General features: G+C 63.6%; 23 protein-coding genes. 12 read left to right on the top strand and 11 right to left on the bottom strand.

Annotated elements, in window-relative coordinates; genetic code table 11:
* Window positions 1-59: 59 nt before the first annotated feature.
* The 5 genes from O987_RS18940 to O987_RS18920 form a co-directional block, all read right to left on the bottom strand.
* A complete protein-coding gene (locus O987_RS18940) occupies window positions 60-941 on the bottom strand; it encodes a M23 family metallopeptidase (RefSeq protein WP_003053281.1) in 882 nt (293 codons plus the stop codon).
* Between the two features lie 113 nt (window positions 942-1,054).
* On the bottom strand, window positions 1,055-1,681 hold the full coding sequence (locus O987_RS18935; protein ID WP_043376657.1) for an FMN-binding negative transcriptional regulator: 627 nt from the start codon (window positions 1,679-1,681) through the stop codon (window positions 1,055-1,057).
* Between the two features lie 118 nt (window positions 1,682-1,799).
* Window positions 1,800-3,887: a DUF3300 domain-containing protein gene (locus O987_RS18930; protein WP_043374036.1), complete on the bottom strand. Its 2,088-nt coding sequence runs from the start codon at window positions 3,885-3,887 to the stop codon at window positions 1,800-1,802.
* Between the two features lie 325 nt (window positions 3,888-4,212).
* On the bottom strand, window positions 4,213-5,634 hold the full coding sequence (locus O987_RS18925; protein WP_043374033.1) for a YdgA family protein: 1,422 nt from the start codon (window positions 5,632-5,634) through the stop codon (window positions 4,213-4,215).
* 309 nt (window positions 5,635-5,943) lie between these two features.
* On the bottom strand, window positions 5,944-7,761 hold the full coding sequence (locus O987_RS18920) for a glutamine--tRNA ligase/YqeY domain fusion protein (RefSeq protein ID WP_043374030.1): 1,818 nt from the start codon (window positions 7,759-7,761) through the stop codon (window positions 5,944-5,946).
* A 225-nt stretch (window positions 7,762-7,986) separates the two neighbouring features.
* Here O987_RS18920 and O987_RS18915 point away from each other — a divergent pair, with 225 nt between their 5' ends.
* The 5 genes from O987_RS18915 (at window position 7,987) to O987_RS18895 (ending at window position 11,127) form a co-directional block, all read left to right on the top strand.
* Window positions 7,987-8,322 carry a hypothetical protein gene (locus O987_RS18915; protein WP_043374028.1) on the top strand — a complete coding sequence of 112 codons (336 nt, stop codon included), beginning with the start codon at window positions 7,987-7,989 and terminating at the stop codon, window positions 8,320-8,322.
* A 134-nt stretch (window positions 8,323-8,456) separates the two neighbouring features.
* Window positions 8,457-8,900, top strand: a complete 444-nt coding sequence (aroQ, locus tag O987_RS18910) for a type II 3-dehydroquinate dehydratase (protein ID WP_003053288.1) — start codon at window positions 8,457-8,459, stop codon at window positions 8,898-8,900.
* Window positions 8,894-9,832 (top strand): alpha/beta fold hydrolase, encoded by a 939-nt coding sequence (locus tag O987_RS18905; protein ID WP_019043063.1) that lies wholly within the window; start codon window positions 8,894-8,896, stop codon window positions 9,830-9,832. The genes aroQ and O987_RS18905 overlap by 7 nt, the downstream gene beginning before the upstream one ends.
* The gene (arfB, locus tag O987_RS18900) at window positions 9,829-10,239 is read left to right on the top strand and encodes an alternative ribosome rescue aminoacyl-tRNA hydrolase ArfB (protein WP_003053290.1); all 411 of its coding nucleotides are present in this window, start codon (window positions 9,829-9,831) and stop codon (window positions 10,237-10,239) included. The genes O987_RS18905 and arfB overlap by 4 nt, the downstream gene beginning before the upstream one ends.
* Window positions 10,240-10,434: 195 nt before the next feature.
* A complete protein-coding gene (locus tag O987_RS18895; RefSeq protein WP_043374024.1) occupies window positions 10,435-11,127 on the top strand; it encodes an alpha/beta hydrolase in 693 nt (230 codons plus the stop codon).
* Here the strand turns inward: O987_RS18895 and O987_RS18890 are convergent.
* From O987_RS18890 to O987_RS18880, 3 genes are all read right to left on the bottom strand, one after another.
* Window positions 11,121-11,453 carry an SMR family transporter gene (locus O987_RS18890; protein WP_003053292.1) on the bottom strand — a complete coding sequence of 111 codons (333 nt, stop codon included), beginning with the start codon at window positions 11,451-11,453 and terminating at the stop codon, window positions 11,121-11,123. The genes O987_RS18895 and O987_RS18890 overlap by 7 nt on opposite strands.
* 141 nt (window positions 11,454-11,594) lie before the next feature.
* Window positions 11,595-12,401 carry a type I methionyl aminopeptidase gene (gene map / locus O987_RS18885; RefSeq protein ID WP_003053293.1) on the bottom strand — a complete coding sequence of 269 codons (807 nt, stop codon included), beginning with the start codon at window positions 12,399-12,401 and terminating at the stop codon, window positions 11,595-11,597.
* Window positions 12,398-12,661, bottom strand: a complete 264-nt coding sequence (locus tag O987_RS18880; protein WP_003053294.1) for a ParD-like family protein — start codon at window positions 12,659-12,661, stop codon at window positions 12,398-12,400. The genes map and O987_RS18880 overlap by 4 nt, the downstream gene beginning before the upstream one ends.
* 386 nt (window positions 12,662-13,047) lie before the next feature.
* Here O987_RS18880 and O987_RS18875 point away from each other — a divergent pair, with 386 nt between their 5' ends.
* Window positions 13,048-14,427, top strand: a complete 1,380-nt coding sequence (locus O987_RS18875) for an NAD(P)/FAD-dependent oxidoreductase (protein WP_043374021.1) — start codon at window positions 13,048-13,050, stop codon at window positions 14,425-14,427.
* A gap of 1 nt (window position 14,428) precedes the next feature.
* On the opposite strand, the gene O987_RS18870 is transcribed toward O987_RS18875, so the two are convergent.
* The 3 genes from O987_RS18870 to O987_RS18860 form a co-directional block, all read right to left on the bottom strand.
* The gene (locus O987_RS18870; protein ID WP_003053298.1) at window positions 14,429-16,099 is read right to left on the bottom strand and encodes a phospholipase D family protein; all 1,671 of its coding nucleotides are present in this window, start codon (window positions 16,097-16,099) and stop codon (window positions 14,429-14,431) included.
* Window positions 16,100-16,121: 22 nt separating this feature from the next.
* Window positions 16,122-17,729, bottom strand: coding sequence for an alkaline phosphatase D family protein (locus O987_RS18865; RefSeq protein WP_043374018.1), 1,608 nt, complete (start codon window positions 17,727-17,729; stop codon window positions 16,122-16,124).
* A gap of 86 nt (window positions 17,730-17,815) precedes the next feature.
* Window positions 17,816-18,793 (bottom strand): NADPH:quinone oxidoreductase family protein, encoded by a 978-nt coding sequence (locus tag O987_RS18860; RefSeq protein ID WP_003053302.1) that lies wholly within the window; start codon window positions 18,791-18,793, stop codon window positions 17,816-17,818.
* Window positions 18,794-18,916: 123 nt separating this feature from the next.
* Here O987_RS18860 and surE point away from each other — a divergent pair, with 123 nt between their 5' ends.
* From surE to O987_RS18830, 6 genes are all read left to right on the top strand, one after another.
* Window positions 18,917-19,702 (top strand): 5'/3'-nucleotidase SurE, encoded by a 786-nt coding sequence (gene surE / locus O987_RS18855; RefSeq protein ID WP_003053304.1) that lies wholly within the window; start codon window positions 18,917-18,919, stop codon window positions 19,700-19,702.
* Complete coding sequence (locus O987_RS18850; RefSeq protein WP_003053306.1) at window positions 19,699-20,484, top strand: protein-L-isoaspartate(D-aspartate) O-methyltransferase; 786 nt, start codon at window positions 19,699-19,701, stop codon at window positions 20,482-20,484. Before surE ends, O987_RS18850 begins: the two co-directional genes overlap by 4 nt.
* A gap of 13 nt (window positions 20,485-20,497) precedes the next feature.
* Window positions 20,498-21,364 carry a peptidoglycan DD-metalloendopeptidase family protein gene (locus O987_RS18845; protein ID WP_043374014.1) on the top strand — a complete coding sequence of 289 codons (867 nt, stop codon included), beginning with the start codon at window positions 20,498-20,500 and terminating at the stop codon, window positions 21,362-21,364.
* Between the two features lie 2 nt (window positions 21,365-21,366).
* On the top strand, window positions 21,367-22,425 hold the full coding sequence (locus O987_RS18840) for an RluA family pseudouridine synthase (protein ID WP_043374011.1): 1,059 nt from the start codon (window positions 21,367-21,369) through the stop codon (window positions 22,423-22,425).
* 99 nt (window positions 22,426-22,524) lie between these two features.
* Window positions 22,525-23,679: an SMC-Scp complex subunit ScpB gene (gene scpB / locus O987_RS29870; RefSeq protein WP_003053313.1), complete on the top strand. Its 1,155-nt coding sequence runs from the start codon at window positions 22,525-22,527 to the stop codon at window positions 23,677-23,679.
* A complete protein-coding gene (locus O987_RS18830) occupies window positions 23,676-25,277 on the top strand; it encodes a pseudouridine synthase (protein WP_043374008.1) in 1,602 nt (533 codons plus the stop codon). Before scpB ends, O987_RS18830 begins: the two co-directional genes overlap by 4 nt.
* The last annotated feature ends 35 nt before the right edge of the window (window positions 25,278-25,312 follow it).

Genomic DNA, 25,312 nt, shown 5'->3' with positions numbered 1-25,312 from the left:
TTGATAGCAAAATAGTCAAAAGCGGCTCCGGGAGCCGCTTTTTTGTCGGCGAGATCCGTTCAGATGAACAGCGCCGGATCCACCATGGCGCGGTTCAGCATCACGCTCCAGTGCAGGTGGGGACCGGTCACGCGGCCGGTGGCTCCGACCTTGCAGAAGGCATCGCCTGTCTGCAATTGGTCGCCCGGTTTGCAATCCACCTGGCTCAGGTGGCAGTACATGGTGAGCAGGCCACCGCCATGGTCCAGCCAGACCGTGCCGCCGTTGAAGAAATAGTCGCCCACATCGATCACCTTGCCGGGCAGCGGTGCACGCACCGGCGTGCCCGTGGGGGCTGCAATGTCCATGCCGCTGTGTGGATTGCGTGACTGGCCGTTGAAGACGCGGCGCAGGCCGAAGCTGCTGGAGCGGCGGCCCGGCACCGGTACGCGCATGTGCAGGCTGCCGGAAGGCGGCGGCTCGGTGAAGGTGGCCATCACGGTCTTCAGGTGGGCGGCCTCGCGTTCGTAGCGGGCATTGTCTTCGGCAGACAGATCCACCGTCTTGGGTGAGACCTTGAGGCGTTGCTCCACATACTGTTTGTCGCGCACCGTAAAGCTCATGGTGCGCAAACGGCCATCGGTCTTCACGCCAACGCTTTGCTCACCCGGTGTGATTGCAAGCGGTATGCCCACGAGTGCGGTCCACTCGATCATGTCGCCCACCACCAGAACCTCGGCCTCAGCGGCCGTGACCAGGGGACGTGCGGAAGCCGGGCCCAGCGACAGGCGCGCGACGCCGCCGGGAACCCGGCTGTCCTGAGGCCAGAGCGCGCTGTCCGAGCTGGCGCTGCGTGCTGCCCAGGCCGGTGCGGCGGCAAACAGCGCTGTTTGCGCCATCCTTTGCAGCAGGCGACGGCGTTCGGGCGGGAGAGAGGGGCTGGTAAGTTTTTCGGTCGGCATGGTGCTTATCGGGTTGTGCAGGCATTGTGCTGTATTGCTATCGATAGCGGAGCTAATGGCGATACAGGCATGTGAGCTTTACGCTGGCTATGCCTTGAAGACCGGCAGCGCGATCAGGGCTGGCGCATGTTCCGGGCCAGGTCCAGCTGTCCCCGCTGCTCCAGGGCCTGGACTGCACCGAGCCGGTCGCGCTGCTGCTTGTTCTGGCTCAGCTTGAACTTGGCTTCCAGGCGGTCGACGCTAATTTCCAGGCCCACGATGGCGCCGAGCATGCGCTGCAGATAGTCGGGCGGAGCGTCGCTCATCTTCCATGGGGTCTGGGCATTGTTGCTGGCCTCGTGGCGGCGGGTGAGCCGGCCCACCACGCCGCGCACGAACTTCTCATCATCGCGCACGCTGATGCGGCCATGGGCATGGACCACACGGTAGTTCCAGGTCGGGACCTGCTCGTGGGTCTCGTGCTTGCTGGGATACCAGCTGGGAGAGATATAGGCCTGCTCGGCACGGAAGATCACCAGCACCGAGCTGTCGTCCCGGATCTGCTGCCACACAGGATTGGCGCGTGCCACGTGGGCGATCAGGCGCAGCAAGCCATCCTCGTCCTGCAGCAACTCGAACGGCAGGTGATTGGCATCCAGTCCCGCGTCGGACTGGGTGACCAGGCAACCCAGCGGGTGAGCCTGGATCAGGGCATGCAGGGCGGTGGGGTCGTCGACCTTGAAATGGCTGGGGTTGTACATGAAGACCTGCTGCAGTGAGTGGCGCAAAAGCGCATGGCCTTGTTTATACAGCCGTGCAGGCCGCGCACTCACAAGCCGCCTGTGTGGCAGGCGGCCTGGCATGAGGGCGAGCGGCGTTTCAGCGGTGCTCGCGATCCCCGCGCGAGCGGCCTTCGGCGCGCGCCGCCTGCATGCGCGTCGCCTGCATGCGCGCCTGCTGCTCGGCCTGGTGCTGTTGAGCCTGCATCTGGGCCTGCTGTTGGCGCTCTTGCTGCATTTGCTGCTGACGCTGAGCCTGCTCCTGGGCACGCTGCTGTTGCATCTGCTGCATTTGTGCCTGTTGCCGATGCTCTTGCTGTTCACGGGCTTGCTGCATTTGCTGCTGGCGCTGGGCCTGCTCCCGGGCGCGCTGCTGTTGCATCTGGGCTTGCTGCTGGCGCTCCTGCTGCTCTCGGGCTTGCTGCATTGGCTGCTGGCGTTGAGCCTGCTCCCGGGCGTGCTGCTGTTGCATCTGTTGCATCTGGGCTTGCTGCTGGCGCTCCTGCTGCTCTCGGGCTTGCTGCTGTTGCATCTGCTGCATCTGTGCCTGTTGCCGATGCTCTTGCTGATCACGGGCTTGCTGCATTGGCTGCTGGCGTTGAGCCTGCTCCCGGGCGTGCTGCTGTTGCATCTGCTGCATCTGTGCCTGTTGCCGATGCTCTTGCTGTTCACGGGCTTGCTGCATTGGCTGCTGGCGCTGGGCCTGCTCCTGGGCGCGTTGCGGTTGCTCCTGCACAGGAGGCTGCTGCTGCATTGCCTGCTGGCGCCGGGTTGGCTCCTGTGGGCGTTGCTGCATGGCTTTCTCCGCCATGGCAGCTTGGCGATCATGCGGGTCTTGCGGCGGCATCAAGGCATTGTCATTGGACGCGCGTGGCCCGCCTGGAGCCTGGCTGGGTCCCAGGGCAAAGCCCGGCCTGCCCTGTAGCTGTGTAGCCAGTGGGCTCTGTGCTGGCTGGCGCTGGTTCAGGCCATGGCCACCGGCTGCCATGGCGGCGGCACCGACGGCAGCTCCGGCTGCTGCGCCCGCAGCCATCGTGCCCGGCGCTGCAACGAGGCCTGCAGTCTGGGGCTGCCCGGCCGGCTCGCGGCGCTCGCCTGCGGCATTTTCATGGATGTTGTTGATGTAGGTGTTGTCCGTGCGATGGATGTTCTGCACCACGGTTCGCGACTGCGATATGTAGGTGGTGTTGTTGTAGACCACGGCCGGACGGGCCTGCGGGGGCGGGGGGCGCTCGCCGTGGCGCCAGGGCCTTTCAGGATCGCCCCAATGCATATTCCAGGCATTCCAGCCCCAGGACGGATGCCTGTCCATGGACCCGGCCAGCACGATTCCGGCACCAAAGCCCAGCAGGCCGGCCATCACGGGCACGCCGGCCACGGCAGCCGCAGGCGGCACCTCCACATGGCGGTAGCCGCCATATACGGGCAGCGGCTGGCCATAGACCGCAGCGGGGTCGTACTGAGGAACGTAGACCGTATCCATCTGGGAGGGGCTGATTTCAATGAACTGCTCCGGTGGCTCTATGACCGGGTCGGGCAGCGGTGTGACCACGGCTCCAGGCGTATAGGCCAGTGCGGCAGGCGCGGATGTCCGGTTGACCTTGAGCTGGCTGGAGGTCTTGAGCGTGCCGGCCTTGTAGGCCCGGTTGCGCATGACCTGTATGGCGTTCATCACATCCGAGGGATCGTTGTAATAGGCCTTGCCCAGCGCCGTGGCCCAGGGCAGGTTGGAAGCCAGCTGTTCCAGCACGTTGGGAAACTGGGTCAATGATTTGACGGAAGGGTCCCAGTTCTGGGCGTTGACGGCATTGCTCAGCGCCGTCTTCTGCAGTCCGGGGTTCTGCCCCAGCCAGGTTTCGGCGGCGCTGATCTGGTCTGGATAGGTGGCACCGGCCAGGATCTGGGCCACCAGCTTGTCCGGGTACAGCGCAATCGGCGCCACCATCCGGTAGAGCGCGTCAACACCGGGTGGCACATAGGCTGCGGGCTGAGGCTGTGGGGCATCGGACATGGCGGCCGGTGCCGAGGCCGACGGCGTGCTGTCCGCCTTGATCGGCGAGTCCTTGTCGTTGCAGGCGCTCAGCGCCATGGCAGCGGCCAGGGCAATCATGCCCGGATGCCATAGGCGGGCGGCCATGTTTGGCTGCAGTCCCGGCTGCTCGGGCCGGGTCCTGGGAAAATGCGACATCTGACGCTCCTTGCGCCGCACCGTGCAAATCACGGTGCTTTGGCGGATGCTGTTTTAACGCCAGTATTGAGCCGTTGTTGACAGAGTGTTGTAAGCAAATAAAGCGAATGACGGCAGGCCATGCTCCAAGAGAAAATGTAGATTTTGATAGCTTCTTCCGTAGTGTAGGTAAGGCTTAAAGGCTGAAATAACAAAAACTTTGGGCAAAGCATGCAGAGGGCGGTTTCTCGCCTGTATCTCCACGCCCGGGGCGATTTTTTCTCCATGAAAAAGGCCTGCGCGAGGCAGGCCCTGGAGCGATCCGCGAAGCAGCACGCCGGTCACATCATTCGGTCATGGTGCCCATGAGTGTGCTCGTGCCCATGGCGTCCAGCGGCTTGCCGTTGACCTGGAATTCACCCTTGGCATAGACGATCTCGGTGCGCATCTTGCCGTCCTTGTCTTCGAAGATGCCTTGCTCCTTGAGCATTTCCAGGCTGGCTTGAGTCTGGGCTTTGGCGGCTTCCTCGATATCTTCGGGCTTGTACTCGCTCTCGCCTTCAAACACGGCCAGCAGGCTGGAGCGCCTGCGCGAGAGCATCATGTTTTCCATGAAGGGCTTGGGCATATCGGCCTTGAGGCTGACCTTCAGGTCCTGCAGCAGAGTGCCCATCTTCTCGCCATCGCCCAGATACTGAACGGCAGCCGCGAACTCGCTTACGCCGTCGGGGGTGCGCATGGACAGGCGTTTGAGTTCGATCACGGGCTGGCGTGCCAGCGCCTGTGTCAGCGACTTGAGCATTTTCTCGCGCAGATCGCCGCTTTGCTGTTCGTCAGCGTCTTCATCGTCCCCGGCTTCGCCAGCGGCACCGAGCAGCGGGTTCTTGCGCTTGCTCATTTCCACGACCTGGTTGATCCAGTTGGCATCGACATTGTTGAACGCCATGTCCAGCACCAGGTCATCAGCCTGTTTGTCTTCGAGTTTGGCGGTCTTGATGCCGGTCTTGAGCGTCATTTCCACCACCTCGCCTTTGAGGATGGTGTCCGAATCCATGGTGATGCCTTCAAAGTGGCTGGCAGAGCTCTTGCCTTCCTCTTCCTGCTTGGTGGCGGCAATCTTGGCAATCGTCATGGCAAACGGGCCGGTCCAGAACTGCTGGCCCGGGGGCTGCTTCATGTCGAAGCGCATATCGGCCTTGTCCAGCGTCACGCTGCCTTCCTCGTCCTTGAACTGCAGGCCGGCGAAGCTGCCCGTACCCCTGGCGGCCTTCATGTCGGCGGGCATGTCCCAGACGATCCTCATGCCGCCCCAGTTCATTTCGCTGTCCTTGATCTTGCTGCTCACGGCCGGCGATGTCATGACGTTGGAGCTGCTGCGGCCCCAGCCGACCTTGGTGTCGACTTCCAGCGGAGAGCGTCCATTGAGCGCAGTCTTCAGCTCCGGGTCTGCATTCTCGGGCAGATTGAAGCTGGTGTGAATCTCGGCGGCATGGCCCAGGGGGAGCGGTCCGTGGCTGATCTTGTGCTCGGCGGTGAACTGGACAGGCTCGTCGCCGCTGTCCAGGGTCCATACCGTATTGGCGGTGGAAGAAAAAGCGCCGCGGTCATAGCTGGTGACCTGAATCTTCACGCCATGCTCGCTCCACTTGTCCAGGCCTTCGGTAAAGCTTTGCTGCAGCTTGCCGCCCATGTAATAGCTGGTGCCCAGTGTTCCTGCCACGATCACGGCGACGGCCGCTGCAATGCCTGCTCCTGCTTTTCTGTTCATTCTTGACCTTTGATGAAAATAAAAAATCCGCGAATGAATTGCGGATTGGTAATGTTGCGGTGAGCAGGATTCTAGAAAGAAAATAATCAAATGCTCTGAATTTCAGAACATTTTATGCAAATGTTTATCGAGTATTGAAAATCAATACCGACGGTATTTATTTCAATATGTAACCAGGGTTTAGGGGTGCCATCCATTTCCTGGTCGGAGAACCGAATGGCTGTTCTCGGGATAAATGCCGCAGCGGTTTGCGCAATAAAAAAGGCTGCCAGTGAATCCTGGCAGCCTTGCTGAAACTGGCTGGCGCGTTTACTTGCCCCAGCTGTCCTTGAGCCCGGTGATCTTGTTGAACACGGGCTTGTCGCTACGGTGATCCTTGCGGTCGGCCACAAAATAGCCAAAACGCTCGAACTGGAACTTGTCATCAGCCTGGGCGGCCTTGAGCGAAGGCTCCACATAGGCGGTGACCACCTTCAGGCTGTCGGGGTTCAGCAGACTCAGGAAATCCTTGCCGCCGGCATCGGGTTGCGGGTCGGTGAACAGACGGTCGTACATGCGCACTTCGGCCTGCAGGCCGTCGGCCACGCCCACCCAGGTGATGGCGGCCTTGACCTTGACGCTGTCGGCGCCCGGTGTGCCGCTCTTGGTGTCGGGTACCACGGTGGCCAGCACCCTGGTTACATTGCCGTCGGCATCCTTTTCGGCGCCCGTGCATTCGATCACATAGCCGCCCTTGAGGCGGACCTTGTTGCCGGGGAACAGGCGCTTGTAGCCCTTGGGCGGCACTTCGGCAAAGTCTTCGCGCTCGATCCACACTTCGCGGCCAAGGGTGAAACGGCGCTCCGGCACGGTTTCACCTTCTGCTGCGTGGGGCAGGGCGGGCAGGTGGCAGTCCTCCAGATGTTCGGCGCTGCCAAACACCTCGGCCCAGTTGCTGAGTTCGAGCTTGACCGGATCCAGCACGACCATGGCGCGGTGGGCCTTGTTTTCCAGGTCTTCGCGCAGGCAGCCGTCCAGCGTGCCGTAGTCGATCCAGGCGTAGTCCTTGGTCACGCCGATGCGTTCGCAGAAGTTGCGGATGGACTCAGGCGTGTAGCCGCGGCGGCGCAGGCCGACCGCGGTGGGCATGCGCGGGTCGTCCCAGCCGGTGACGAACTGGTTGTCCACCAGATGCTTGAGCTTGCGCTTGCTGGTGATCACATAGGTCAGGTTCAGGCGCGAGAACTCGTACTGGCGGGGCTGGGGGGCATCGATCAGACCGCCTTCGCGCAGATGGTTCAGCAGCCAGTCATAGAAGGGGCGCTGATCCTCGAACTCCAGCGTGCAGATGGAGTGGGTGATGTGCTCGTAGGCATCCTCGATGGGGTGCGCAAAGGTATACATCGGGTAGATGCACCACTGGTTGCCGGTGTTGTGGTGCTCGGCATGGCGCACACGATAGATGGCCGGGTCGCGCAGATTGATATTGGGCGCGGCCATGTCGATCTTGGCGCGCAGCACGGCGGCGCCATCGGCCAGCTTGCCGTCCTTCATGTCGGCAAAGCGCTGCAGGTTTTCGGCCACGGAGCGGTCACGGAAGGGGCTGTTCACACCGGGACGCGTGAAGTCGCCGCGATTGGCCTTCATTTCGTCGGCCGATTGCTCGTCCACATAGGCCAGACCTTGCTCGATCAGGTAGACCGCGCAGCGGTACATGAAGTCGAAGTAATTGCTGGCGAAATAGAGGTTCTCATGCCCGTCGGCATCCTTCCAGTCAAAGCCCAGCCAGCGCACGGCATCGATGATGCCGTCCACATATTCCTGATCTTCCTTTTCCGGATTGGTGTCGTCGAAGCGCAGATGGCAGACGCCGCCGAAGTCGCGTGCCAGACCGAAGTTCAGGCAGATGGACTTGGCATGGCCCACGTGGAGATAGCCGTTGGGCTCTGGCGGAAAGCGGGTGCGGATCTTGGCTTCGTCGACCTGGCCGCTCTGGTGATGCTGGGCATCGCCAGGCGCGCCGCCCCAGTGACGGGTGGCATAAGTGCCCTTGTCCAGATCCGATTCGATAATCTGGCGCAGGAAGTTGGTGGGCTTGACCGCTTCAGGGGCGGAGTTGTTGGATTTGGAGGCGTCAGCAGAGCTCATCGCACCATTTTAGGCCGGCTGCCATGACCTCATGTCGATCTGCGGACACTGCAGCTTGCCTCGTGTGCATTTGGACACAATGTTTTGGAGGAACCATGCCATCCTGACGGGACTCTGAAACGTTATATCCCCAAGGGCCGAAGGCGCTGCACAGATCTGCAGGTCTGCCCTCGGTGACTCATAAACAGAGGAGAGATTGTGATGTCCAGAACAACTTCCCCCCGCATGGCCAGGCTGCTTGCCGCTGGCTCTATCGCTATTGCCGGCCTGATGGCTGCCGCAGCCGCCCAGGCGCATGGCGGCGTCAGCCTGTCGGTCGGCATCGGCGTGCCCGGCGTGGCCGTGGGTGTCGGCGCTCCCGTGTACGCCACGCCCTATGTGGCGCCGGCTCCGGTCTACATGCCGCCACGCCCCGTCTACTATGCGCCTCCGGCACCGGTCTACTATGCGCCGCCGCCCCCCGTGTATCGCCCCGCACCCGTGATGGTCGTGCCCGGCCCGGTCTACTACGGTGGCGGCCCGCGCTGGCGTGGTCATCGCCATCATCATCACTATCGTTGATGGCATCGATCGCAGAGTCTCTGAAAGACTCTGCATCACAGACGGCTGCCCAGGCAGCCGTTTTTTATGCCAGCAGGCCGGGTGCCGCGCTCGCATAATCCGGGGCAGTCCCCAAGAATCAGGAGAGTGCTTCCGTGAAAACCGTCTATATCCTCAATGGCCCGAATCTCAATCTGCTGGGCATGCGCGAACCCGCCATCTATGGCTCGGCCACGCTGGCCGATGTGCAGAAGCTCTGCGAGGAGGCTTGCCTGCGCCATGGCATGAAGCTGGAGTTCCGCCAGAGCAACCATGAGGGCGAGCTGGTGGACTGGATTCACGAGGCAGGCCGGCTGCACGCCAAGGGGGAGTTGCAGGCCCTGATCATGAACGCCGCCGCCTATACCCATACCAGTGTGGCGATTCTCGATGCCGTCAAGGGCACGGCCGTGCCGCTGGTGGAACTGCACATCAGCAATGTCCATGCGCGCGAAAGCTTTCGCCATCATTCCTATCTGTCGGCCACGGCGCGCGCCGTGATGTGCGGTTTTGGCGTGGCCGGCTACGGCCTGGCCATCGATGCGGTGGCGCAGTGGTGACATCGGCGGTTGAAGCAGCCTGCTCCCTGGACCAGGTCTCGCAGGAGCTGGGTGTCGACGTACCGCCTGCGATTGCCCGGCTGCAGGCCACGGCGCAGCGCGTGCAGACCCGGCTTTGCGAAGCCGCCGACAGCGGCTCGATGGTCTGGCATGGCTGGCAGCCCCCGGCCGGGGTGGCGCAGCGCGGCCTGCCGCTGGTGCTGCTGCATGGCGGCAGCGGCAGCTGGACGCATTGGTTGCGCGTGATTCAGCCCTTGACCGAGGCTGGTTACAGTCTATGGCTGGCCGATCTGCCGGGTTTTGGCGAATCCGATGGCGTGCCCGGGGGCATGGATGTGGACACCATGCTGGAGCCCCTGGCCTATGGCATCCGGCAACTGCTGGGCAATGCCGGCGCGGGCCCTGTCTGTGACCTGGTCGGTTTTTCCTTTGGCGGCATGACTGCCGGTCTGCTGGCCGCCGAGCATACTGAACTGGCCCGCAAGCTGGTGGTGGTCGGCGCTCCAGGCATGGGAATGACCGAAGGACGCAGCGTGCGTCTGCTGGGCTGGCGTCATCTGCCGGGGCTGGAGGCGCAGATGCAGGCCCATCGCCACAATATCGCGGCCCTCATGCTGCATGACGCGGCGCTGATCGATGAAGAGACGCTGGCTCTGCATGCACTCAATGTGGCGCGTGACCGGCTGCCGCGCAGACGGCTGTCGCGCACCGATGTGCTGGCTCGGGCTCTGACCCGTGTCAAAGTGCCGGTGGCGGCGATCTATGGCGAGCATGACCCTCTGTATGCCGGCTGCCTGGCCGAGCTGCATCTGCTGATGCAGCGCCAGTGCCAGGGGGCGCTGGACTGGCAGGTGATGCGAGGCGTGGGCCATTGGGCCCAGCACGAGGACCCGACCGCATTCTGCGCCGCGCTGCAGGAGGTCTTGTCGTGAGCCAGGCTGCCACCTTCGAGCTGAGCGAGGCCGATGTGCAATGGAGCGCCGTGCGCTCTCAAGGGCCGGGCGGCCAGAATGTCAACAAGGTCGCCAGCGCCGTGCATCTGCGCTTTGATGTCCGGGCCTCGCGTCTGCCGCCCGATGTGCAGCAGCGCCTGCTGGCTCTCGGCGATTCGCGCATCACCACCGATGGGGTGGTGGTCATCAAGGCTCAGAAATACCGCACGCAGGAGCACAACCTCTGGGATGCACTGCAGCGCCTCAATGCGCTGGTGGCCACGGTTGCGAGGCCGCCACGTCCACGCAAGCCGACCAAGCCGACCTGGGGCTCGCAGCAAAGGCGCTTGCAGGGAAAAAATCTGCGCTCCGGCATCAAGGCCCTGCGCGGGAGGGTGCAGGACTGAGCCTGTGTAGCGGCAAAGCCACGCCTGCGTCGCTCAGTTGTATCAAAAAGCCTGTGCGCAGTGTCTCGGGCAGAGGCGGCACCGTCGTCGCCTGCGGGTCTGCGCTATATTGTTTTTGATAGCTGCAGTCGCAGAATGCAAAAGCGCTACAGCCTGTTTTCTTACCTAATTCTGTGCTGGCTTCAGGAGTTATCCATGAGCACATTGCCTTTGACTTATCTGGAGCGGCCCGCGCAGCTTGCCGCCGGTCGGCCTGCCTGGCTGCTGGTGCTCATGCATGGCGTGGGCAGCAATGAGCAGGACCTGTTCGGTCTGGTGCCCTATGTGCCGCCGCAGTTTCATGTGCTCAGTCTGCGCGCGCCCTTTGCCATGGGCATGGGCGCCTACGCCTGGTTCCAGTTCACCGTGGATGCCGATGGCACGCGCCATATCAATGTGCCGCAGGAGCAGCAGGCGCGCATCTTGCTGCAGCAGACGGTGGAGCAGGCCGCGCAGCAGCTGGACATCCCGCCCGAGCGGGTGGTGCTGGGAGGCTTCAGCCAGGGCGGCATCATGAGCCTGAGCCAGTTGCTGACGCAGCCCCAGACCTTGCGTGCCGCACTGGTCTGGCACAGCCGTCTATTGCCCGAGATCGCTTCGCTGCACGCGCCCGCTGCCGCTTTTGAGGGCAAGTCGGCCTGGGTCAGCCACGGCACTTATGACAATGTGATTCCGCTGACCAGCGCCCATGCGGTGCGTGACCGCCTGGCCTCCTTGCCGCTGCAACTGAGCTATCACGAGTATCCGGGCGCCCATGAGATCCGGCCCGAGGAGCTGCGTGCCAGCATGCAGTGGCTGCAGGATCTGACGCAGTCGGCAGATGACTTCGGCAGCGATGACGATCAGTGACCGGCGGTCTTTGAAAACAGATTGATCACCAGCACGCCGCCCACAATCATGGCCATGCCGGCCAGAGCCGGGGCATCGAGCTTCTGACCCTGCCAGAAATAGGCGACGGCCGAGACCAGCACGATGCCCACGCCGGACCAGATTGCATAGGCCACGCCCGTGGGGACGGTGCGCAGCGTCAGCGACAGCAGATAGAACGAAATCGCATAGCCCACCAGGGCCACAGCGGTGGGGCCGAGCTTGGAGAAGCCCTCCGACCTGGCGAGAAAGGAGGTGGCAATCACCTCGCAGATGATGGCCAGGCCCAGATACAGGTAATTTGTCATTCCGGGCACTGTAGTGCGGCCGGAGCCGGGCTGTTTCCAGACCGGCTCCAAGACCCCGGGAGGCTTCTGGCCGCTATTGCCAAAATCCAGCGGCTATGCGCACATCGCCTGGGGCGCTGTGCAAGGCCAGTGCTCGCCGGATCAGATGGCGGGGTACTCGCCCGTACCTTCGGGCCAGGGCGTCAGCACCTCGAACCCGGTCTCCGTCACCAGCACCATATGCTCCCACTGGGCGGACAGCGATTTGTCGTTGGTAATCACGGTCCAGCCGTCAGACAGCTCACGTGTGGCGGCCTTGCCGGCGTTGAGCATGGGCTCGATGGTGAAGATCATGCCGGGCTGCAGCACCAGCCCCTGGCCGGGCGTGCCGTAGTGCAGCACCTGAGGCTCGTCGTGATAGACCTTGCCGATGCCGTGACCGCAGTACTCGCGCACTATGGAAAAGCGCTCGCGCTGGGCCACGGTCTGGATGGCATGGCCCACGTCGCCCAGTGTGGCTCCGGGCTTGACTGCGCGAATGCCGGCCACCAGGGCCTCATAGGTGGTATTGACCAGGCGCCTGGCCAGATTGCTGGGCTGGCCCACGTAGTACATGCGGCTGGTGTCGCCGATCCAGCCTTCGGGCGTGGTCACTGCGACGTCGACATTGATGATGTCTGCGTCCTTGAGGACTTGCTTGGCATCGGGGATGCCATGGCAGACCACGTGGTTGACGGAAGTGCAGACGGTCTTGGGAAAACCGTAATAGCCCACATTGGTGGGCGTGCATTTCAGCTCGTTGACGATGTAGTCGTGACAGATCTTGTCCAGTTCTTCGGTACTCACGCCGGGCTGCACATGAGGCGTGAGCATGGCCAGCACCTTGGCGGCCAGGCCGCCGGCCTTGCGCGAGAGATAGATGTCGGTAGCGTCATGAATGGGCACGACTTTCTGCTTGCCGCGCTTCATTGCATGCCTCCCACCAGGCGCACCGGACGGGGACGGCGCACGGCGGCGTCGGCTTCATGCGCGCGGACAGGCTGCAGCTCACGCTCGGCTTGCTGCAGCAGCAGGGCGCAGATGCCTTCGTAATTGAGCTGGGGGTGATGCTCGGCCAACTGGCCTACCCGCAGCCAGTGCTCGGCCTGGGCATTGATGGAGCGGCCGAGGGCCGCGCTGGAGACACGAATCTGGTCGTGCAACTGGTCTGAAATTTTGACGATTCCCATGGCCGAGCATCATAAGGCCGGTATACGTTTCGTATATTGACAAACTCAAATTGCATGGTTGAAGCAGCGGTTTTGCCGCTGCTTGACAGGCGCGGTTCATCGCTCAGGTTTTCAAGCCTCTGCCGAATGACATGGTGCTCAAGAAGTTGATAGCGCGCCATGCTTGATCGGCATTGCTTGCAGCGAGGGTGGTTCAGAAAACTGAAAGCTTTTAAAACCAGGCTTGCGGCCATGTTGCTCAAGTCTTATAAAAGATATATATCATCAGTATTTGCCTTGTCCATATTGAGTTTCATGCTATAAAAATTGAAGAACAATCAATGCGTGCCAGACATCTTGAGATGTTCTGGCCTCCGGTCACAACAGACGCAGAGTCAGGGTCGTTCATGGAAAACGCAGTCAATCAAGCAGAGCAGGGCGAGCAGCCCGTCACCGAATCCCAGGAGCGGCAAGCTCGAAAGCCTCAGCCTCCACACCATGGACATGGGGCCCGCATCGTGGTCGTGGGCGGTGGCGTGGCGGGGCTGGAGGTGGCCACTGCCCTGGGCAAGCTCAAAAGCGAAAGCATTGACACGGTGACGCTGGTGGATAGCGACTCCGCCCATGTCTGGAAGCCCATGCTGCACACGATTGCCGCGGGCACCCGCGATCTGGCCCAGCAGCAGACCACGTATCTGGCCCAGGCCAGCGATGCCGACTTTGCCTACCAACCCGGCGAAATGTGCGGCCTTGACCGCAAGGCGCGCGAAATTCTGCTGGCCCCCATCTATGCTCCCGATGGTCGCGAGCTCGTGGCGGGACGGCGCCTGGCCTATGACAAGCTGGTGATCGCCGTGGGCAGCGGTGCCAACGACTTCGGCACGCCCGGCGTGCATGAGCATTGCTTCATGATCGACTCGCGCCGCAAGGCCGATGCCTTCAACCAGGAAATCCGGCTGCGCATGGTGCGCTGCATGACCAGCGGCGAGCAGCTGCAGGTCGCGATCGTGGGCGGCGGTGCCACGGGGGTTGAGCTGGCGGCGGAGCTTGTCCAGCTTGCAGAAAGTGCCACGGCCTACGGCGCATTGGGCGAGGCGGCCAAGTTCCGCATCGTGCTGATCGAGGCAGGCTCGCGCCTGCTGCCCAGCTTTCCCGAAGAAATCTCCGAAGCCACGCGCGTGCGGCTGCAGGCCCTGGGCGTTTCCGTAGTCGTCGGCGGCCGTGTCAGCCGTGCGACGGAGCAAGGGTTCGAGCTGGCCAATGGTGAGCTGATTCCCGCCAGCCTGCGTGTCTGGGCTGCCGGGGTCAAGGCGCCGGAATTTCTGATGCAGCTGGGTTTGCAGACAACGCGCAGCAATCAGCTGCTGGTCAATGACGAGATGCAGACCAGCGATCCCGATATCTATGCCCTGGGCGACTGCGCCAGCTATACCTTGCCGGGCAAGCAGGAGGCCTTGCCGCCGACGGCCCAGGTGGCCCACCAGCAGGCCCGCTATCTGATCGAGACCCTGCCCCATGTGCTGGAGCGTCCCGGTGCCAAACCCGTAGGCTTTGCCTACCGCGACTTCGGCGCACTGGTGTCCCTCGCGCATTACGACGCCTATGGCTCGCTGGGAAAGTTCGGCCTGTTCAACGGCGGGGTGATCCGTGGCCGCATGGCCATGCTCAGCCACATCATGCTGTACCGCTCGCACCAGGCACGGCTCTACGGCTTCTGGCGCGGTGGCCTGCTGTGGCTGATCGACCTGATGAATGCGCGGCTGCGTCCCTCCATCCGTCTGGACTGAGCTACAAAAGCCCTTCGATGGGCAGCCAGCTCAGCACCCGCACCATGAAGCGTTGCCACCAACTGGTGCCGGGGTCCGCACTGAAGACCTGGGTTTCATGGGGCGGCTGCGGATTCTGGCCCGTCCAGCTCAGCCTGCCCTGTGCGTCCAGTTGCACCTTGTAGGCCATGCGCGGCAGATGCTGATCCAGGCTGGTGCTGACCTGCTGGCTCAGGGCCGGGTCTTTGATGACCACGCCCATTTCGGTATTGAGCATGGCCGAGCGCGGATCGAAGTTGAAGGAGCCGACAAAGAGCTGCTGGCCGTCCACCGCGAAGGTCTTGGCATGCAGGCTGGCGCCCGAGCTGCCCGTGGTGGCAGAGCTGCCGCTCAGTGCGGCAGGTGACGGGGCTTCGCGCTTGGGCGTCTTTTCAGCAGGCTCGCTCCTTGGCGTCCTGTCCGGCCCGCTGGCTGCGGGCTGGCTGCGCAGATCGATCTGGCGGCGCATCTCGTAGAGTTCCACGCCCATTTTCAGCAGCGGCTTGCGGTATTTCTCGTAGCCTGCGTGCACTACGGCCACATCGGTGGCCTCCAGACTGTTGGTCAGAATGCGCACCCGCACGCCTTGCTGGCGCAGCAGTCCAAAGGCGTCGACTCCGGCCCGGGTGGGCACGAAATAGGGCGATACCACTTCCAGCAACTGCTGCGGCTTGCCAATCACCGGCTGGAGCTGGGACAGCAGCAAGTCCTCGGGCGCGGCTTCGCGCAGGACCTTGGCCGGGTCGTCGCTGACCAGGGTGGTCTCGGCCCATTGCAGCGGCAGTCGACCCGCCAGCAAGTCGGTGCTGAAGCGGCTGCGGCCCACGGCCTGCACATAGGCCTGGGATTCCGGGCGGTTCACATCGGCGTGCAGGCCTGCATAGACCTTGTCCACGGCCTGCTGCGGCATGGCGGGCAGCAGGCTGGCTGCCGGGTAGGCCGAGGGGCTGTTCCAGTAACGGTCGAATTCCGCTGCCACCTCGCTCACCACCGAGCCTGTGGCCACCACATCGAGGTCGGCGAACAGCACGCCATCGGAGGCGGCAAAGTACTCGTCGCCGATATTGCGTCCGCCCACGATGGTGGCGACGGAGTCGGCCGTGTAGCTCTTGTTGTGCATGCGCCGCTGGGTGCGCGCGAAGTCCGTCACATAGCCGATCACCTTGGGTGTGCGCAAAGCGAAGGGGTTGAACAGCCTCACCTCGATCTGCGGATGCTGGTCCAGGGCTGCCAGCATGGCGTCCATGCCGCCGGTGCCGCCATCGTCAAGCAGCAGGCGCACGCGCACGCCTCGGTCTGCCGCGAGCAGCAGTTCATCGAGCAGCAAATGGCCTGTGGTGTCGTTGCGCCAGATGTAGTACTGCACATCGAGGGTGCGCTGCGCGGCTCGGGCCAGCAGGGCGCGGGCCGCATAGGCGTCATGGGCATCGGCCAGCATGTGAATGCCGCTTTGCCCCGGATGTGCCTGCTGCAGCGGCTCCAGAGCCTGGCCGAGCCGGGTTTGCAAGGCCTGTTCGGCACTCAGCGCCTGTGTGGCAGTGCGATCCGGCATGGGCGGCAGGCCGCAGCCTGCGAGCAATCCCGCAATCAGCAGGGTTGCCGCCGTACCGCGCCACAGGGGAATTTCGGGTCTCGAGGCCTGTGTGTTTTGCATGACCCGAGTATGCCGCAGCGCATCAGGCGATCTTCACAGGGCCGGGGCGGCGATCTCCCACCACAAAGCGTGCCAGCGTATAGAGACTGCTGTCGGCCTGGAGCGGGTTGCTCACGGCGCGCAGCTCCGTGCTCATGGACTGTGGCGTGATCTCCACGAGGCTGTAGCCGCGCTCCTCGCAGCGTGCGAAAACCACCTGGGGGTTGTGGGCCACGATGGCATCGACCCTGGCCTGTGTCGTGCCGCTGTGCGAGCTGATGGAGGTGCCGCAGAATTCGCTGGCAATCACCGGATTGGCCTTGTCCGGAGCCTGGTCGGCCTGGGCTGCAATGGCGCAGACATAGTTCTGGTGAATGTCTCCGCCGAGCAGCACGCTGTTGCGTGGCTGGCTCTCGGCAATCTGGCGCACCAGGCGCTGGCGGGCCTGAGGGTAGCCGTCCCAGCTGTCGGTCGACTGCCGGCCATTGGGATGCTTGCGGGCCGCGAACAAGGTGGTCTGCACCACGGTGCTCCAGCGGGTGGCCTCGGCTCTCTGGCGAGCATCATCCTGCAACTGCCGGGCCAGCCAGCGCTCCTGATCCCAGCCCAGGAAGCTGCGTGCCGGATCTTGCAGGGCAGGGCATTCGGCCGGATCCACGGTGCCGGTGCTGGCCTTGCCCTCGGGGCGGCAGGCCTGCAGATCGCGGTATTGGCGGCCGTCCAGCAGATGCAGCCTGGCCAGCTTGCCCCACTGCAGACTGCGGTACAGCGCCAGGCCTTGAAAGTTGCGCTGCAATGCGCCGTCACGCAGCGGCATGTTTTCGTAAAAAGCCTGCCAGGCCGCCATGCGTCTTGCTAAAAAGTGAGCGCTGTCCCCACGTCCGTACTGGGCCACATAGTCGTTCTCAACCTCGTGATCGTCCCAGATGACCGACCAGTTGCACACGGCATGGGCGGCCTGCAGGTGGGGGTCGCTCTTGTGCAGTGCATAGCGGTCGCGGTAGTCCTGCAAGGTCTGGGCGGTACGCAGCGGCTGCGCACGCGCCAGTCCATCGGGCTTGGCCGGTTGCGCATATTCATAGATGTAGTCGCCGACAAACAGCACCAGATCGGGCGAGGCCTGGGCGGCATCGGCCCAGGCGCTGTAGAAGCCATGCTCCCAGCGCTGGCAGGAGGCCACGGCCAGGCGCAGCTTGCGCACATCGGCTCCGGCCGCCGGGGCGGTGCGGCAGCGTGCGGTGGTGCTGAAGGCGTCGCCACAGCGGAAGCGGTAGAAATACCAGCGGTCAGGGTTGAGGCCGTTGACCTGCACATGGACGGCATGACCCCATTCGGCCCTGGCCTGGATCTGCCCATGGGCCACGGCCTGGCGGAACTGGGCATCATGGGCCACTTCCCAATGCACGGTCTGTGCTGCCAGGTCTGGCGCGGCCGCTGTGCCCAGATAGTCCAGAGGCGCTGTCAGCCGCGTCCAGATCAGGATGTTGTCGGGCTCCGGATCGCCACTGGCCACCCCCAGGGTGAACGGGTTGTGGGCCAGCGATTCCGTGGCACGGGCCCAGGCTGGCAGGGCGCCCACGGCCGTGGCAAGGCTGGAGGCAATCAGAAAGCGCCGGCGCTCCGGGGCGGGCGTGTAGAGACGAGAAAACATGGCGATGCTGTGGTGTGGGGTTTTGTAGCCAGTGGGCTGGAAGTATCTCCCCGACTCCACAGGCATCGCCGCGGTTTACCGCAGCTTTACGCGTTGACCAGCACCAGCTTGCCCTGTACCTGGCGCGAGCCCATGCGCTCGTAGGCGGCGAAGAGCTCGCTCATGGGCATGGTGCGGTCGATCACGGGCTTGATCCTGCCTTGGGCCCACCATTGAGACAGCTCCTGCATCATGGCTGCATTGTTCTGAGGCTCGCGCTTGGCGAAGTCGCCCCAGAACACGCCGACCAGGGAAGCGCCCTTGAGCAAAGGCAGGTTCAGCGGCAGCGAGGGGATGGGGCCGGAGGCAAAGCCGATGATCAGATAGCGGCCGCGCCAGGCAATGGAGCGGAAGGCAGGCTCGGCGAACTCGCCTCCCACGGGATCGTAGATCACGTCGGGACCCTTGCCGTCGGTCGCGGCCTTGATGGCTTCCCGCAGATCGCCCTGGCTGTAGTTGATGGTGAGGTCCGCACCTTGCGCCTTGCACAGCGCGCATTTGTCGTCGGTGGAGGCCGCTGCAATCACCCGTGCACCGGCCGCCTTGGCAATCTGTATGGCTGCCGTGCCAACGCCGCCCGCGGCGCCCAGCACGAGCACGGTCTCGCCGGCCTTGAGCTGGCCGCGGTCGATCAGCGCATGGTGGGAGGTGGCATAGGTCATGATGAAGGCGGCGGCATCGACAAAGGGGAAGTCGACCGGAAGCGGCATGCACATGGCGGCAGGTGCCAGCGTATGCGTGGCGAACCCGCCCGTGCCCGAAAGACAGGCCACATGCTGGCCCACCTTGAGATGTTTGACGCCTTCGCCCACGGCCTGCACCACGCCGGCGTATTCCGAGCCCGGCACAAAGGGCAGGGCCGGCTTGATCTGGTATTTGTTCTGCACGATCAGCAGATCGGGAAAATTCAGGCTGGCAGCCTTGACTTCCAGCAGCACCTGGCCGGGACCGGGCTGCGGTGTGGGCTGTTCGGTCCATTTCAGGGTCTCGACGCCGGTGGGGGTGGTGCAAAGCCATGCGTGCATATCTTGTCTCCTGATCTTCTTGAGGTGAGATTGGGGGGAATCGGCTTGCAGATGATAGAAGTGTGGTACGAATGCCGCGTGTCTCTGTCGTGACCCTGGAGCCGCCTACAATCCGCCTCATCCATGAAGATTCTTATTTGCAATGACGACGGCTTCCAGGCCCCAGGCATCGTGGCTTTGCACGATGCGCTGCGCACCGTGGCAGACGTCGAAGTGGTGGCGCCCGAGCACAACAACAGCGCCAAGTCCAATGCGTTGACGCTGAACGCGCCGCTGTATGTGCACCAGGCCTATAACGGCTTTCGCTACGTGAACGGCACGCCCGCAGACTGCGTGCATATCGCGCTGACCGGCTTGCTGGGCTACCGGCCTGATCTGGTCGTCTCTGGCATCAACAACGGCGCCAATATGGGCGACGACACGATTTACTCGGGCACCGTGGGAGCGGCCATGGAAGGCTATCTGTTCGGCATTCCGTCGATTGCCTTCTCGCAGGTGGACAAGGGCTGGGCAGAGCTCGAGGCGGCGGCTGCCACGGCGCGTCAGATGGTCCAGGAGATGCAGTCCCAGCAACTGATTGGTGTCCTGCCATGGCTGCTCAATGTGAACATCCCCAATATGCCGCTCGATGCACTCAAAAGCGTCAAGCTGTGCCGCCTGGGGCGCCGCCATGCGGCCGAGCAGGCCATTCGGCAGCAAAGCCCGCGCGGCGAGACCATGTACTGGATCGGCAGCGCCGGCGCTGCCAAGGATGATTCCGAAGGCACGGATTTTCATGCCACGGCCCATGGCCATGTGTCCATGACGCCGCTCAAGGTCGATCTGACCGATCATGAAAACCTGGGCTATTGGGCGCAGACAGCCAGCAAGCTGGCAGGCTCGTCCACCACACCGACGGCGGCATCGTGAGCGAGCGTCGTCCGCCTCAGGTGCCGGGCTGGATTGCACGTTCCGTGCAGACGGGTGCCAGCGCGGCGCGGCCGCCTGTTGCTCCCAAGCCCCTCAATCCCTTGCGTGTGGCCGCTTCGCCCGTGGGGGTGGGTCTGGATTCCTCCACGGTGCGCTCCCGCATGGCACAGCGCATCGGTGCGGCCGGCGTCAGCAACCCCGCCGTGCTGCAGGCCATGGCCACGGTGGAGCGTCATCGCTTTGTCGACAGTGCTCTGGTCAACCAGGCCTATGAAGACACCAGCCTGCCTATCGGCCTGGGTCAGACCATCTCCAAGCCCAGCATCGTGGCCCGCATGATCGAGCTGCTGCTCGACTCCGACGCGGCCCGCAACGGACAAGGTCGCGTGCTGGAGATCGGCACCGGTTGCGGCTATCAGGCCGCCGTGCTGTCCATGCTCACCAAAGAGGTTTATTCGATAGAGCGGCTGCGTGGCCTGCACGAGAAGGCGCGCAGCCATCTGCGTCCCATGCGCCTGTCCAATGTGCATCTGATCCTCGGTGACGGCATGGTGGGTTTTGCCAGTGGCGCGCCCTATGCGGGCATCATCTCCGCTGCCGGCGGCGATGTGGTGCCGCAGGAGTGGTGCGATCAGCTGGCAGTGGGCGGACGTCTGGTGGCTCCGGTCGTGGTTGGCGCGGGTAAGCAGGCACTGTTGGTGATTGACAAGAGTTCACACGGTTTTACGCAGACAGTTTTGGAAGCAGTCAACTTTGTCCCTCTAAAATCGGGGATCGCCTAGAAGGGAATAGCTTATGTTGGTATCGCGAAGTCTTGGTGCATGGGGAACGGCTGTGCTGGCAGGTGTCATCCTGGCCGGTTGTGCTGCCCAGGCAAACAGGGCTCCTGTGGAGGATCGCGGACAGTCGGCCTCCTCGTCTTCAACTGTGGACGTCAAGTCGCTGCCCGGCGCTGAAAATGCCGGCAAACCCGGTTACTACACCATCAAGCCTGGCGACACTCTGATCAGGATTGGTCTGGAGCACGGCCAGAGCTGGAAGGACATTGCTCGCTGGAGCAATCTGGACAATCCCAACGTGATCGAAGTCGGCCAGGTGGTGCGCGTGGTGCCGCCAGGACGTGACACGCCCGCCGCATCGTCCGGCTCGGGCCGCGGTGTCGCGCCCGTCTTCGTGGGTGGTGGCAGCGCCGCGACGACTGCACCCGTGACTGCCCCGGCGGCGACCGCAACGCCCGCGCCTGCTACACCGCCCACACCTGCAACCAGCCCTGCGCCTGTTGCCAAGGGAGCCGATGATGTGAACTTCATCTGGCCCGCCAGCGGCTCGCTGATTGCCGGCTTTGACGAGCAGCGCAACAAGGGCTACGACATCAGCGGCAAGGCCGGAGATCCCGTGCTGGCTGCGGCCGATGGTCGTGTGGTGTATGCCGGTGCCGGCCTGCGTGGCTATGGCAACCTCATCATCCTCAAGCACAACAACACCTATCTGACCGCTTACGCCCACAACCAGTCGCTGCTGGTCAAGGAAGATCAGGCCGTGAAGAAGGGTCAGAAGATCGCCGAGATGGGCAGCACCGATGCCGATCGTGTCAAGCTGCACTTCGAGGTGCGTCGCCAGGGCAAGCCTGTCGATCCCTCGCGCTATCTGCCCTCGCGTTGAGCATGGCCTCGCAACGCAAGCAAGCCGCACAAGCCCCTGCCCCGCAGGGGCTTGTGCCTTCTGACGCGGTCGAGCAGAGCTGGGACGAGGCAGCCGAAGACGGCATTGCCTCAGCCGAGATCGAGAACCGCGAACTCACGGTCGCCGCCGAGCATCATGGCCAGCGTGTGGACAAGGTGCTGGCGCTGGGGGTGTCCGAGTTTTCGCGCAGCTATCTGCAGCAGTTGCTGGCCGATGGTGCGGTCACGCTCAACGGCAAGGTTCTGCTCAAGCCCTCGGTCAAGGTGGCCGTGGGCGACCGCCTGCGCGTGGAAATGCGGCCCACCCAGCAGAGCATGGCCTTTCAGCCCGAGGCCATGGATCTGCAGGTGGTCTATGAGGACGAGGATCTGCTGGTCATCAACAAGCCTGCGGGTCTGGTGGTGCATCCGGCACCCGGCAACTGGACCGGCACACTGCTCAACGGCCTGCTGGCGCGTGACGAGAAAGCGCGTCAGGTGCCGCGTGCCGGCATTGTTCACCGGCTGGACAAGGACACCAGCGGCTTGATGGTGGTGGCGCGCAATCGCAGCACCATGGATGCGCTCATCAAGATGATCGCTGCACGTGAGGTGAGCCGCCAGTATCTGGCGCTTGCCCACAAGCAATGGGGCAGCCGCAAGCGCCGCGAGGTCGATGCGCCGATCGGCCGCGATCCGCGCAACCGCCTGCGCATGGCGGTGGTGGACCTGAATCTGCACCCTGGCAAGCAGGCGCGTACCGATTTCGATCTGCTCGATGGCGATGCCGCGCACAGCCTGGTGCGCTGCACGTTGCACACCGGTCGCACGCACCAGATCCGGGTGCATATGGCTTCGCTAGGCCATCCGCTGATTGCCGATACGCTGTATGGTGGTCAGCCCGAGGGCGGGCTGGAGCGCCAGGCGCTGCATGCCTTCAGACTGGCCTTCGAGCACCCTGTGACGAAAAAGCCGCTGGTCCACCATGCACCGCTGCCACAAGACATGGCCGGTGCACTGGATTTATGGGGTCTGCGTTACAATCTGCCGGAAAGCCTCTGACCATCACTCGCATGGCATCTTTGGGGCGCTTCCCTCTCTTCTTAGAATCAGGCGTCCCACCGCAGTCGGTGCGACAGCCGCTCCCGAAACGCTGCGCCCATGAATACGGTAGATGCCAAGCGGGTTCTTGAAACAGCATTGATTTGTGCCCCACAGCCTGTGACGCTGCGGGAATTGCGCTCACTTTTTGATGATGTGCTGGGCTCGGACACGGTGAAGGATTTGCTGCTGGACCTGCAAAAGGACTGGGCCCTCAAGGGCGTGGAACTGGTGCAGGTGGCTTCTGGCTGGCGTTTTCAGAGCCGGCCCGAAATGCGCGTCTACCTGGACAAGCTTCACCCCGAGAAGCCGCCCAAGTACACGCGGGCGACGCTGGAGACGCTGGCCATCATTGCCTACCGTCAGCCGGTCACGCGGGGTGATATCGAGGATATTCGCGGCGTTACCGTGAACAGCCTGATCATCAAGCAGCTGGAAGACCGGGGCTGGATCGAGGTCATCGGCCACCGTGAAACCGTGGGGCGGCCCGCGCTGTTCGCCACCACGCGCCAGTTTCTCGATGATCTGGGTCTGCAGTCGCTGGATCAGCTGCCCATGCTGGAGGAAACCCAGGCCCAGCAAAGCCTGTTCAAGGCGCTGGATGGGGATGAGGGTGAACCAGCCGCGGTGCCGGAGGCCGGTGCCGAGGAGCCCAAGCTCCAGGAGGGCGTGGAGGCCGCAGAGCCGGCAGACGCGGTGACAGAGTCCGATGCGGCGGAGAGTGAGATCCTGCGTGCCCCGGATGAGGAGGATGGCGCGCAGGAGCTGCCGGATACCGATGTCGACCCCGTGGCGCAAGCGCCTGCAGCGCTTGTGTCGGAGCTTCAGCCCGAGGCTGATGCACCGGAGTTGGAGTCATATCCGGAGCAAACGCAGGTTGGTATTGCGCAAGCTGCTACTGAAGAGATAGCGACTGAGTTGCCGGATTCGGAGCCAGGGCCGACCGAGGAGCCGCCGTCCGTGAGCAAGCCCAAGGCGGCCAGGCCCGCCAGGACTGCCAAGGCGGCAGAGCCGGAGCCCAAACCGGCGGCCAAGAAAACCGGACGTACCGAGTGGGTGGGCCTGAAGGCGTTTCTCGAGGATGACTACGGCAGCGACGACGACGAGGCCGAGGACGCAAAGACGAAAGCGCGGGCCGACGATGCTGTCGGGTCGGCAGAACAACGAATTGTGGAGGGTGACGATGGCGTCATCCCCGAAGGAAAACTGGAATGAACAACGAGACATCGAACCCGATGCCCGAGTCCGCAGCCGCTTCGCCCGAAGCCGAGCCGGTCAAGAAGACTCGCAAGCCCCGCGCAGCCAAGGCCGATGGTGCCAAGGATGCCGCCGAGGCCAAGAAGCCAGCTGCACCGCGCAAGCGTGCCGGCGTCAAAAAGGACGCTGCTGCCGAGGCCAAGCCAGCGCGCAAGCGTGTGACCAAGCCGCGTGCCGAAGAAGCCGTGGCCGTCGAGGAGCTGGTTCAGCCCGTGGCCGAGCAGGAGGCGCAGTCCCAGGACCATGACCATGACCATGACCATGACCATGACGCAGCAGATGCCGTCGTTGCCGAAGTGGCTGTGGAGAGCGTTGCAACTCCTCATGGGTCCAAGGGGCGCAAGGGTCAGAACATCGACTTTGCCGATGTGATCTCGGGCGACTTCGACGACGAGGAAGAGAACGGCAGCGCCATGCCCGCCAAGCGCGTGCTTGCGCCCCAGGTTGATTCTCCCAAGCTCCACAAGGTGCTGGCCCAGGCCGGCATGGGTTCGCGCCTGGAGATGGAACAGCTGATCCTGGAAGGGCGCATCTCGGTCAACAACGAGCCTGCCCACGTCGGCCAGCGCATTCAGTTCGGCGATATCGTCAAGGTCAATGGCCAGCCCATTCGCTTCCGTATCGACCCGCCTCCCGCACGCGTGATTGCCTATCACAAGCCCGTGGGCGAAGTGGTGACGCATGACGATCCGCAGAACCGCCCCACGGTGTTCCGCAAGCTGCCCAAGCTGCAGCATGGCAAGTGGCAGTCGGTGGGGCGCCTGGACCTGAACACCGAAGGTCTGCTGCTGTTCACCAGCTCGGGAGAGCTGGCGAACTCGCTGATGCACCCCCGCTTCGGCCTGGAGCGTGAATACGCGGCCCGCGTGCTGGGCGCGCTGAGCAAGGAAGAAAAGCAGCGTCTGCTGGACGGCGTGCAGCTCGAGGACGGCGAAGCCAGCTTTGGTGCCGTGGAAGATGGCGGCGGCGAAGGTGCCAACTGCTGGTACCGCGTGACCATCTCCGAAGGTCGCAACCGCGAAGTGCGTCGCATGTTCGAGGCCGTGGGCCATGCCGTCAGCCGTCTGATCCGCATTCGCTATGGCGCCATGATGCTGCCGCGCGGTCTCAAGCGCGGCGCCTGGGTGGAGCTCGATCAGGCCGATATCCAGGCGCTGATGTCGGCAGCCGGCGTCAAGGAGCGTGCTCCCGTCGAGCGCAACAACAGTGGCGCCCGTGGTGCCAACAACCGTGGCGGCCGCAACAACCGCAGCGGCGGTCGCGGCAATGGCATGAATGCCGATCGCGCACCCCAGGGTCGTCGTGAAGGCGGTGGTCAGCGCCGTGGCGAGTGGGACGGCAATCGTCCGGCACCTAGCGGCATGCTGGGTGACAACCCACGCAACAAGTCCGGCGGCCGCTCCGGTGGCGCGGGCCGCTCGCAGGGGGGCGGTCAGCCCGACCCCATGCGCACCTCGGTGGGCTATATCGGCAGCGACAGCCTGTCGCGTGCCCGTCAGAACGCCAAGCGTCGCCCTGGTGGCGGCGGTGGTGGCGGTCGCCGCGGCGGTCGCTAAAAAGGCGTCCGTAAGGATTTGAGTGCTGTCTGGAC

Origin of the sequence: Comamonas testosteroni TK102 (assembly GCF_000739375.1) — a bacterium.
Lineage (GTDB): Bacteria > Pseudomonadota > Gammaproteobacteria > Burkholderiales > Burkholderiaceae_C > Comamonas > Comamonas brasiliensis.
This window is presented reverse-complemented; position numbering and strand designations above follow the sequence as displayed.

What these genes read in the sequence shown, in the direction of transcription:
- O987_RS18940 (WP_003053281.1), bottom strand. Translation starts at nt 941, where the DNA reads ATGCCGACCGAAAAACTTACCAGCCCCTCTCTCCCGCCCGAACGCCGT.
- O987_RS18935 (WP_043376657.1), bottom strand. Translation starts at nt 1,681, where the DNA reads ATGTACAACCCCAGCCATTTCAAGGTCGACGACCCCACCGCCCTGCAT.
- O987_RS18930 (WP_043374036.1), bottom strand. Translation starts at nt 3,887, where the DNA reads ATGTCGCATTTTCCCAGGACCCGGCCCGAGCAGCCGGGACTGCAGCCA.
- O987_RS18925 (WP_043374033.1), bottom strand. Translation starts at nt 5,634, where the DNA reads ATGAACAGAAAAGCAGGAGCAGGCATTGCAGCGGCCGTCGCCGTGATC.
- O987_RS18920 (WP_043374030.1), bottom strand. Translation starts at nt 7,761, where the DNA reads ATGAGCTCTGCTGACGCCTCCAAATCCAACAACTCCGCCCCTGAAGCG.
- O987_RS18915 (WP_043374028.1), top strand. Translation starts at nt 7,987, where the DNA reads ATGGCCAGGCTGCTTGCCGCTGGCTCTATCGCTATTGCCGGCCTGATG.
- O987_RS18895 (WP_043374024.1), top strand. Translation starts at nt 10,435, where the DNA reads ATGAGCACATTGCCTTTGACTTATCTGGAGCGGCCCGCGCAGCTTGCC.
- O987_RS18890 (WP_003053292.1), bottom strand. Translation starts at nt 11,453, where the DNA reads ATGACAAATTACCTGTATCTGGGCCTGGCCATCATCTGCGAGGTGATT.
- map (WP_003053293.1), bottom strand. Translation starts at nt 12,401, where the DNA reads ATGAAGCGCGGCAAGCAGAAAGTCGTGCCCATTCATGACGCTACCGAC.
- O987_RS18880 (WP_003053294.1), bottom strand. Translation starts at nt 12,661, where the DNA reads ATGGGAATCGTCAAAATTTCAGACCAGTTGCACGACCAGATTCGTGTC.
- O987_RS18875 (WP_043374021.1), top strand. Translation starts at nt 13,048, where the DNA reads ATGGAAAACGCAGTCAATCAAGCAGAGCAGGGCGAGCAGCCCGTCACC.
- O987_RS18870 (WP_003053298.1), bottom strand. Translation starts at nt 16,099, where the DNA reads ATGCAAAACACACAGGCCTCGAGACCCGAAATTCCCCTGTGGCGCGGT.
- O987_RS18865 (WP_043374018.1), bottom strand. Translation starts at nt 17,729, where the DNA reads ATGTTTTCTCGTCTCTACACGCCCGCCCCGGAGCGCCGGCGCTTTCTG.
- O987_RS18860 (WP_003053302.1), bottom strand. Translation starts at nt 18,793, where the DNA reads ATGCACGCATGGCTTTGCACCACCCCCACCGGCGTCGAGACCCTGAAA.
- surE (WP_003053304.1), top strand. Translation starts at nt 18,917, where the DNA reads ATGAAGATTCTTATTTGCAATGACGACGGCTTCCAGGCCCCAGGCATC.
- O987_RS18845 (WP_043374014.1), top strand. Translation starts at nt 20,498, where the DNA reads ATGTTGGTATCGCGAAGTCTTGGTGCATGGGGAACGGCTGTGCTGGCA.
- O987_RS18840 (WP_043374011.1), top strand. Translation starts at nt 21,367, where the DNA reads ATGGCCTCGCAACGCAAGCAAGCCGCACAAGCCCCTGCCCCGCAGGGG.
- scpB (WP_003053313.1), top strand. Translation starts at nt 22,525, where the DNA reads ATGAATACGGTAGATGCCAAGCGGGTTCTTGAAACAGCATTGATTTGT.
- O987_RS18830 (WP_043374008.1), top strand. Translation starts at nt 23,676, where the DNA reads ATGAACAACGAGACATCGAACCCGATGCCCGAGTCCGCAGCCGCTTCG.